This is a genomic window from Laspinema palackyanum D2c (genome assembly GCF_025370875.1).
Taxonomy (GTDB): domain Bacteria; phylum Cyanobacteriota; class Cyanobacteriia; order Cyanobacteriales; family Laspinemataceae; genus Laspinema; species Laspinema palackyanum.
Window position 1 is genome coordinate 1 of the sequence record NZ_JAMXFD010000059.1, and the last position, 9,273, is coordinate 9,273.

8 protein-coding genes are annotated in these 9,273 nt (G+C 49.8%); 5 read left to right on the forward strand and 3 right to left on the reverse strand.

Features of this window, described 5'->3' with window-relative positions; genetic code table 11:
- Positions 1 to 208: 208 nt before the first annotated feature.
- From ygfZ to NG795_RS28145, 3 genes are all read right to left on the reverse strand, one after another.
- Positions 209 to 1,264, reverse strand: a complete 1,056-nt coding sequence (ygfZ, locus tag NG795_RS28135; RefSeq protein WP_367291905.1) for a CAF17-like 4Fe-4S cluster assembly/insertion protein YgfZ — start codon at positions 1,262 to 1,264, stop codon at positions 209 to 211.
- Between the two features lie 67 nt (positions 1,265 to 1,331).
- On the reverse strand, positions 1,332 to 1,709 hold the full coding sequence (locus NG795_RS28140) for a hypothetical protein (RefSeq protein ID WP_367291906.1): 378 nt from the start codon (positions 1,707 to 1,709) through the stop codon (positions 1,332 to 1,334).
- 265 nt (positions 1,710 to 1,974) lie between these two features.
- Positions 1,975 to 2,967 (reverse strand): ribose-phosphate pyrophosphokinase, encoded by a 993-nt coding sequence (locus NG795_RS28145; protein WP_367291907.1) that lies wholly within the window; start codon positions 2,965 to 2,967, stop codon positions 1,975 to 1,977.
- 465 nt (positions 2,968 to 3,432) lie between these two features.
- Between NG795_RS28145 and NG795_RS28150 the strand changes: the two genes are divergently transcribed.
- The 5 genes from NG795_RS28150 (at position 3,433) to NG795_RS28170 (ending at position 9,144) form a co-directional block, all read left to right on the forward strand.
- On the forward strand, positions 3,433 to 3,897 hold the full coding sequence (locus NG795_RS28150) for a GatB/YqeY domain-containing protein (protein ID WP_367291908.1): 465 nt from the start codon (positions 3,433 to 3,435) through the stop codon (positions 3,895 to 3,897).
- 244 nt (positions 3,898 to 4,141) lie between these two features.
- Positions 4,142 to 4,618: a hypothetical protein gene (locus NG795_RS28155; protein WP_367291909.1), complete on the forward strand. Its 477-nt coding sequence runs from the start codon at positions 4,142 to 4,144 to the stop codon at positions 4,616 to 4,618.
- 146 nt (positions 4,619 to 4,764) lie between these two features.
- Positions 4,765 to 7,023: a protein kinase domain-containing protein gene (locus NG795_RS28160; RefSeq protein WP_367291910.1), complete on the forward strand. Its 2,259-nt coding sequence runs from the start codon at positions 4,765 to 4,767 to the stop codon at positions 7,021 to 7,023.
- 22 nt (positions 7,024 to 7,045) lie between these two features.
- On the forward strand, positions 7,046 to 7,768 hold the full coding sequence (bioD, locus tag NG795_RS28165; RefSeq protein ID WP_367291911.1) for a dethiobiotin synthase: 723 nt from the start codon (positions 7,046 to 7,048) through the stop codon (positions 7,766 to 7,768).
- A 164-nt stretch (positions 7,769 to 7,932) separates the two neighbouring features.
- Positions 7,933 to 9,144: a M20 metallopeptidase family protein gene (locus tag NG795_RS28170; protein WP_367291912.1), complete on the forward strand. Its 1,212-nt coding sequence runs from the start codon at positions 7,933 to 7,935 to the stop codon at positions 9,142 to 9,144.
- Positions 9,145 to 9,273: the final 129 nt, after the last annotated feature.

Below are 9,273 nucleotides of genomic sequence, written 5' to 3' on the forward strand. Positions count from 1 at the left end.
CGGCCTTTTTATCGAAGGGGCCTAAGAGCTATGTCCCTTATCCAGTCTAGTTTGTAGCCGGATTGTCACCCCTTCAGTCTTCTAAACAATACCTTCGCCAAAAAAAGGGAGGGCTAACGTAGGTCAATTGTTGTTGACCCAAACTCCACAGGTATTGTTGGTCCTCAGTCGTCAAAAATCCCAAGGACCAACAACAAATGACCAATGACTACCCCAGATATCCTCGGGTGACAAAGGGGATATCCACAACCTCCCCAGTCACCTCACCCACTTGCACCTGCAAACCCGCACCTCCTGCCTTCGTGCGAATATAGGCTAACCCAAAAGGTCCTTCCGGACTGTCGGTGTAACTGGTGAGAGTCCCTACTTTCTCCTCCCCCATCGTCACCACCGTTCCAGGGGATGCCGGTGCATTGAGTTTTACCCCCCACAGTTGCACCTTCACCCCTTTGTAGGTATTCAAGCGGGCGATCGTTTCTTGTCCGATGTAGCAGCCTTTATCAAACGAGATATTGTGCCATAACCCCGCTTCTAAGGGGTTGTAATCCTCCGTCAGTTCGCAGTCGGGTGCAGGGCGTCCTTGCTGAATTCGCAGTTGTTCCCACCCCTGGGTTCCCAAGGGAACGGCACCGCCATCGGTGAGGAATTTCCACAGGGATGCGGCATCATTGCGATCGCAAACCAGGGTATAGCCGGGTAGGGCCAATCCACTGCCCACGGCAACTCGCACCTGAATCTCGCCCAGGATGAGGAGTTGATGACTGGCATAAGGCCGATCGCCTACTACTCCCCAGGAGGCTAACAGGGCCAAACTTCCCGGACCGATTAAGTTAAAAGTCGCCATCGACTCGGTGATATCTTGCAACTCCACGCGATCGGCAGGGAACAGATAGCGATCGAGCCATTCAATAATCCTCTGACGGCGACTCGGAGAAACCAGCAACAGGGTGGTATCCTCCGTCATATAAGCAGTTGCCAAATCGATGGTCCGTGCCGTAGAGGTGACAAAGACCGTATCGCACCCTTGTCCCGGTGGGAGTTTTTGGAACTCGTTCGTGCTTTGGTTATGTAGAAAGCGCAGGCGATCGCCACCGCTGACTTGAATCAGACCCCAATCCGAGCGATCGCATAATGCCACCCCCTGATATGCCGAGGCGATCGCCGCTTCCTCGTTCCCATAACTCATCGGCACCTGAATTCCCGAGTCCGAATCCGCAAACACTGCGCCACTCGCCGCCTGACGGTCATGCAATTCCTGAGTCATAGCCATCCCTGGTTTTTTTGTAAATTACCTGTTCACAGGCTATCAGACAGATTCAACCTTGTTAAAGCTAGGGCAAATTGGCAAAAATCTCCTGAACCAACTGCTTGGCTTTTTCATCCAGTCGATTCCAATCCACTTCCCCTTCTTCATCAATCAAACTGCTATCAATTTCCACATCACGGCTTTCTGGGGCTGCATGAGTGGGGCTATAATTTTGAAAGCAAATTTCAAAGCACAGTTCCCAGACATTAAACTGGTGTTCCACCTCTCCCTGTTTTAAACAGAGCAGGTAGCCGGGAAAAGGCGTTTGGACATCTTCGTAACTTCCTTCCCAACTGGAATCTTCTAGTTGTTTGCGAATATTATCCAGGACGCGAATCAAAGCCGGTTGCATCAGAATTTCGGCTTGCTGCCATGCCACAGAATCTTTAAATTTAGGCTTCATTTTTTATAAAAAACTAAATAAAAAACTAATCGGTTCAGTGTCCGAAAAAACGCCTTTAAATTGCTTTAATAGCCCTAACTAATATCAGTGCAAGCTCAGGGAATTTGATAGCTGGAAGTCCCGGGGATATCCTGCCTCGGCCTGATTGACTTCAACTCCACCCAAAGAAGCCCGCAGAGGCGGGCTAAATCATGAAAATACGCAGGCTGATACCTGCGTTGACACTTATGCGGTTGGTTTCACCAGGGACTCCACCCGCTGCAACTTAGCGGAACATACTGCTAACGGAACTATCTTCATGAATCCGCCAAATCGTTTCACCTAATAAATTGGCAACCGAAAGGATAGTCAACTGTTTAAAGCGTTTATCCTCAGGTATCGGAATTGTATTCGTGATGATCACCTCTTCAAACACCCCTGTAGAAAGGCGCTCAACTGCCGGAGGAGAAAAAACTGCATGAGTTGCACAGGCATAAACCTGTCTGGCCCCTTCTTTCCGGAGTAAGCGAGCCCCCTCGCAGATCGTGCCAGCAGTATCGATCATGTCATCGACCAGCACTGCCGTCTTGCCCTTTACATCACCAATCAAATTCATAACTTCGGCCACATTATGAGCTTGCCGACGTTTATCGATAATCGCCAAAGGCGCATCGTTTAACTTTTTGGCAAATGCTCTAGCTCTCGCCACGCCGCCCACGTCTGGGGAGACTACCACAATGTCAGAGAGTTGTTTACTGACGAGGTAGTCCAAGACAACCGGCGAGGCATAAACGTGGTCTAAGGGGATATCGAAATACCCTTGGATTTGGTCTGAGTGCAAATCCATTGCCAAAATCCGACTTGCACCGGCTTGGGTAATCAAATTGGCCACCAGTTTGGCAGTAATGGACTCTCGTCCCGCTGTTTTGCGATCGGCCCTAGCATAGCCATAATAGGGAATCACGGCGGTGATTTGCCTTGCCGAGGCTCGTCGGCAGGCATCGATCATAATCAGCAATTCCATCAGGTGGTCATTCACCGGATAACAAGAGGGTTGAATCAGGTAAACATCACATCCCCGGATTGACTCCTGGATTTGGATGTAAAGTTCACCATCAGCAAACCGCTTCCGGACCATTGGCCCCAAATCTATTCCCAAGTAGCGAGCCACTTCTTGAGACAGAGGGATGTTAGCAGAACCTGAAAACAGTCGCAGACGACTATGGTCAGCAAAGGTAGCCAGAGTTGGCTGGAGGGTTAAAGTAGCAGAACGGATCACGGCAGGCACTTTATCGGACGTTCATTGGTTCAAATTTTATCACCTCAATCGGAATTTTTCGTCATTATTTTCGCGGATCTCTATCCCAAGCAAGATAGAAATTCGGGGGTAAATTAAATTCATCAATCGGGCGAAAGCGAAACAGATGCCCCTCTAATCTATATTCCATGAGGTTTGTGGGGTGATATTTACCGAAAAATATGGATTAACTTAGCAAAAGGGCAACAGCAGCGACGCCCCCACCTCCTACCCACTCCCTCATCAATGGCTCCCTGCTGGCCACAGCTAGAGCTATTGAGCCAATAGTGCTGTTTTTTCCAGGGAAATTTCCGAAACCTTCTTTGATGTTCCCAGGATCATTGCCGACTCCCCTGGGTTGCGGCTAGGCTGGAAGGAGGCTGGCTTCCTCGGTTGCCTCCCTGACGCGGTTTTCCCAACTTAAAGGTTAAATCATTAAAAAAAGTTATGAGCTTAAAGGAACGAATTGACCAAGACATCAAGACAGCGATGAAATCCAAGGATAAAATTCGTCTGGAAACGGTCCGCAGTATCAAAAAATTGATTCTGGAAAAGGAAGTAAGCCTCAGACCTTCGGGCCAGGATACTTTAACGGAAGAACAAGAACTAGAGATCCTCTCCAGACTCGCCAAGCAGCGCAAAGAGTCCATTGAACAATATCAGCAAGGCGGTCGCGAGGAACTCGCCGCCCAAGAGGCCCAAGAATTGGCAATTCTGGAAGAATACCTGCCCAAACCCCTGTCTGATGAAGAAGTGAGTACAGTGATTGCTCAAATTGTGGCAGAAGTGGGTGCTACCTCTCTCAAAGATATGAGCAAAGTGATGGGTCCGGTGATGGAGCAACTCAAAGGCAAGGCTGAAGGCAAAAAAGTTCAAGAAATGGTAAAAGCTAAGCTTTCCGGCCAATCCTAAAATATCGTTACGCCCTCAATCGGTTGGGCAAGAAACCCGGTTTCACTGCCCAAATTTCTGATTTTTGTTGTAGAGACGCGGTAAAGGACCGGAGTGATCTGGGCTTTACTGTAGGCCAGTTCTAAGATTCGGCTTGATATCAACCTAAGCCAGAAAATTCCGGATTAGGTCCTGTGTTGTATTGATGCGCGTTGTAAATTTCAGGCTAATTTGACCGCTATCCAGTTTAAAACGGGAGTTTGTGATGAACCCAACTGACAAAATCCACCCAATTGCCCGCGCCGCTAGTCGGATTGTCCGTTATGCAGGAGTCGGAGTCACCCTGGCGATCGCCAGTTGTTTAGGAGCCTCCCCCAACTTCGGCCAAAACCCTAATCCCCCTCAAGCTCAATCTCAGCAGTGGCGTCGAATGACCGATTCAGAAGTTTCGCAACAGTGGGAAAATATCCTGAACTCTCCCTTGGGAGTTGCCGCCCTCAATCAGCTTGCTCTAGAAGGCTTTATCAGTTTTCAGTGTCCCAAATCCTTCTATATCAACGAAGAGTTTGGGGGTTTTCAAACCTTACTGAGGGTCCAATGTCCCACCCCCCGAGGTCTTTCTACGGCTGTGGCTTATGACGAAATGCGCGTCATCTTCAATCGCTTTGAAACGAATATCGAGAATTTTGAGGTTCAGCGCGTTTCTGAGGAGCGTCCTCCTGAAATAACTTTGCCAGAATAGAGAGCAGGAGGAAACTCAGTCCGGGTCCGGGGGCAGATTGGGGACTCAGGAGGGGACGGGCTGAAATGTCCAGTACAGCCAACCGGAACAGGCTCAGAAAAAGACTCACAGGGCTTAACCCGGTTAGCTTAATCAACCCAGGCTCTATGAATCAGGGGCGATCGCCACCCCTCCCGGACCTTTTGAAGGCCGATCTGTGCGATCGCCTCTTTTCGGTTAAACCCTATCGAAGAACCCTCAATCCCTCTGATTTAAACGAAAACTTAACTTCTATGCAAACCGCAATTTTTAGTGGAACCATCTTACAAAACCGATATCATATACTCAGTCTCTTAGGTCAGGGAGGGTTTGGCCGCACCTATCTTGCCGAAGATCAAGGCCGGTTTAACGAACGCTGCGCCCTCAAAGAATTTATTCCCGCCCAAAATGGCAGCCATGCCCAGGTCAAATCCCTGGAATTGTTCCAACGAGAAGCCGCCATTCTCTATCAAATTCAACATCCTCAAATTCCCCAGTTTAGAGCCACCTTTGAAGAAGAAGGACGGCTATTTTTAGTCCAAGATTATGTAGCCGGAAAAACCTATCGAACCCTGCTCGACGAGTATAAATCCGCAGGCAAGCGATTTTCTGAAACTGAAGTGTTGCAGTTGATGCAGCAACTTTTACCCATCCTGGATTACATCCACAGCCAAGGAATTATTCATCGCGATATTTCTCCGGAAAATATTATTCGCCGGGAATCCGACCGTTGGCCCGTCTTAATTGATTTTGGCGTAGTTAAAGAACTCGCTACCCTGATTCAGTTTCCAGAACAGGGGACTGCTGCCACAACCGTGGGAAAATTAGGCTATGCGCCTAGCGAACAAATGCAAACGGGTCGAGCTTATCCCAGTAGCGACCTCTATGCCCTAGCAGTGACTGCGGTGGTCTTGCTCACTGCAAGAGAACCCCAAGACCTCTTTGATGATGTCAAGCTGGTTTGGCACTGGGAACGATTTGTTCCCCATCCGGTACAGCCAGAATTGGCACGGATCCTGAATCGGATGTTGAGTTACAAACCGGGCGATCGCTACCAATATGCCAAGGAAGTCCAGCTCGTCCTGGGCCAAGTGAGTGCCCAACGCCCGATTCCTCAACATAACGATCCCTCTGGATCGGAACTGGCTACGATTGCTGTAGGCCGCAACCCCGTGGGTTCTCCCACACTCGACCCCAACGTTCCCCGACCAGGTATCTCTCCCAGTTCTGATTCTTTATTTGACCACCCGATCGCGATCGGCCTGGGAATCTTTGCCATCATTCTCCTCAGTGGATTAGGGTCTTGGAATGTCGTCCGTTCCTTCTTAAAGCTCGATCGCCCCGATGTCCAGGAGAATCCGGCTCCCTTATTTTCCAATGTAGAATCGGACCTGGAACCGGCACCCGTTTCACCGATTCCCGCCCCTCTCCCGGGCTCCACCACAACCCCCTCACCCAATCCCGGTTCCACCCCTTCTACTCCCGGAACCTCCTCTAACCCGTTGCTGATTCCCGGCATCCCACGCCCCGGTTCCCAACAACCGGAACCCCCACCCCCCGCAGACCCGATTATTTCTACCATTCCCCTGAATGTTGACAGCGGGGTAACCACTGCTGTCGAAGGCACTGTGGAAGAGAACGAAATTATTAAATACATCGTTTCGGGAACTGAGGGGGAAGTGTTGAGCGCTAGTCTTGCCAACCGGGGGATTTTAATGAACGTATGGGGTCCCAACCGTCAGGCCCTTGGCGAATCCAGAGGCGTCAGTCAATGGACGGGAAGGTTACAAGAAACCGGAGAATACCAAATCGAGTTATTTAGCTTGCCCGGATTCTCTCCCAGTAATTTTGAGTTGCGGATTACTCGGGCGAGTCAGGCATCAACCGACCCGGAATCGGCCTCTCCAGTTTCTCCCCAGGATCAGTCTCCTGTTCGTCCAGAACCCTTAGAATCGACCCCCAGTCCTGCTCCGATTCCCAGTCCCCCCTCCAGACCGGAACCCACCCCTGCTCCCAGTCCCCCCTCCAGACCGGAACCCACCCCTGCTCCCAGGCCGATCCCCGTCCCCACTCCAAGCGCGGATCCGACTCCAGGGATAGACATCCAACGAGTTCAGGTCTCTGGGGGTAGTAGCAGGCAGAGTGGACGTACCACCAACCAACCCACTCGCTATGTAGTGAATGTGAACAGAGGCCAGAGTCTGAAAGTCTCCGTGCTTTCTGGGGCGATCGGTCTGGATATCCGCTATCCCAACGGTCAAATGGTTGAAGATGGTGCGATGCTGGTGCAATGGCAAGGTCAGGTTTCTGTCCCTGGAGATTATAAAATTGATGTAGCCGCAGGAGCCGGGATCCCCTATGAACTTGAGATTAGCGTTAGCGACTAGAACGTAAGAGATTGCCAAACTGATGACTAAGGACCCGAATAAAACATTGAACACATTACTGATTGCTGGAACGGATACCGATGCGGGTAAAACCGTGGTGACAACAGCGATCGCCGCCTATTGGCAACGGTATTATCCCCAGGGTTCCCTGGCCCTGATGAAACCGCTACAGTCGGGAAGGGGCGATCGAGAACTCTATCAACGGCTGTTTGAGTTAAAACAATCCCCAGAAGAAATTACGCCTCTCTATTTCGAGGCCCCCCTCGCCCCCCCAGTCGCTGCTGAGCGAGAGGGTCGTTCCGTAGATCTTAAAGAACTCTGGCCGGTGTTTACCCAACTGCAAGCGCGCTTCTCCTTCGTCCTCGTGGAAGGCGTGGGGGGATTGGGTTCCCCAATTTCTTGGGAGTTGACTGTAGCCGATTTAGCCCACGATTGGCGCATTCCAACGGTGTTAGTTGTACCCGTGAGATTAGGGGCGATCGCCGCTGCGGTTGCCAATGTCGCCCTCGCTCGACAAGCTGGAGTGCCATTACTAGGAATTATCCTCAATTGTATCCAACCTCGGTCTGAGGCCGAAATTGCCGAGTTAACTCCCATCGATTTAATTGAATCGTTCACTCAAACTCGCGTCTTGGGGACGATTCCTTGTTTGGAAGATGCTCATAATTTAGACCAACTCCTTCACTCAGCCTCTAATCTCGACCTTGAGGCACTGCTGCCCCGTTTACCGATTTTAAATCATTAAAATAAGGTGGATATTACAGCCTAAAACCTGTTAATTTGCTTATCTAAACGCCCATGTATTTGTCCCGTTTTCTCACAAAAATAAAAGCTATATTTTTTGGGAGGGGGCGTATTAGAAAGACAGAAATTATCGTGAAAGCCTCTATTTTTTCCAAAGCTTAACCCATGTTTTCTACATCTCTCAATCCGCAGCGAATTAATCAATCTAGCCTTCGGGCTGAAATACAGGCTTTACAGCCTCAACTGGTGGAATGGCGGCGGTGGTTGCATCAACGTCCCGAACTGGCATTTAAAGAACATCTGAGTGCTGAATTTATTACTCAAAAATTGCAAGAATGGGGAATTAAGCATGACACTAGGATTGCCGAAACAGGGATTGTGGCCATTGTTGAAGGTGAAAATCCGGGCAAGGCGATCGGGATTCGCGCCGATATGGATGCACTGCCGATTTTTGAAGAGAATGAGATTCCCTACCGATCGCAGCATCCGGGAAAAATGCACGCTTGTGGACATGATGGTCATGTGGCGATCGCCCTAGGAACTGCTTACTATCTCTCCCAACATCCCGAGCAATTTTCTGGAACGGTCAAATTCATTTTTCAACCCGCAGAGGAAGGACCGGGGGGTGCTAAACCCATGATTGAAGCTGGAGTCTTAGAAAATCCTGCAGTAGATGCCATCATCGGATTGCACCTGTGGAACAATCTTCCCCTAGGCACTGTAGGGGTGCGGAGCGGTCCCTTAATGGCTGCAACGGAGTTTTTTCGCTGCCATATTCAGGGCAAAGGCGGACATGGGGCCATGCCTCATCAAACCGTCGATTCAATTTTAGTCGCCGCCCAAATCGTTCAGGCATTGCAAACCATTGTGGCGCGCAATGTCAATCCTTTAGAATCGGCTGTAGTAACCGTGGGCGAACTTCATGCAGGGAAAGCGTTAAATGTAATTGCCGACTCTGCCCACTTGAGCGGAACTGTGCGCTATTTTAATCCAGAATTAGGAGAAACTATCCCTAAACGGATTGAGCAGATCATTGCGGGGGTCTGTCATAGTCATGGGGCAAGCTATGAGTTAGATTACCAAAAACTTTATCCACCAGTGATTAATCATCCGGCGATCGCTCAATTAGTGCGATCGGTCTCTGAAAATGTCGTGGAAACCCCCGCCGGAATTGTTCCAGATTGCCAAACAATGGGAGGGGAAGATATGAGCTTCTTTTTACAAGAAGTCCCCGGCTGTTACTTCTTTCTAGGCGGAGCCAATCTCTCTCAAAACCTAGCCTATCCCCATCACCATCCTCGCTTTAATTTTGACGAAACCGCTCTGAGTATGGGGGTCGAAATCTTTGTTCGCTGTGTCGAGCAGTTTTGTTCATAATTTTAATCCAACTCTAAAAACCAAAAAGCCCCCTGTTCTATGAAGAGAAACAGGAGGCTTTTTGTTTTAAAAGTGACCGGGCACCGAGCTATTTTCCCAGGAGGCTACCCTCCAAGTATCTTCGCCGCA